A 263-nucleotide genomic window follows, 5' to 3' on the forward strand; every position below is an offset into this window, starting at 1 on the left:
AAAAGCAGGCACAGCAGGCTGTCGCCCAGGCGGCTTCGCGCCCCACGCTGAAACGCAAGATCGCCATCGGCCGCGTCTCGAACGCGACCAACTACGCCCGTTCGCTGCTGCGCGACGCCGCCTGCGACCCGGTCGGCAAGCAGGTGTCGGACATGCTGGCCAAGGCCCTCACCGAATCGGGCGCCTCCGTCGTCCTCGAGCGCACCGACATCGCGAAGGTGCAGCAGGAAGCCAATCTCACCGGCGCCAAGCAGGACCTGGTC

Annotated in this window: 1 protein-coding gene; it reads left to right on the top strand. The window is 68.1% G+C overall.

Going from position 1 to position 263, the window contains the following annotated elements:
- The coding region (locus tag KVT32_RS30405; protein WP_217619466.1) for a CsgG/HfaB family protein at nt 1-263 on the top strand (263 nt) is incomplete at both ends.

This window comes from Achromobacter sp. GbtcB20, from assembly GCF_019091095.1.
Lineage (GTDB): Bacteria > Pseudomonadota > Gammaproteobacteria > Burkholderiales > Burkholderiaceae_B > Achromobacter > Achromobacter mucicolens.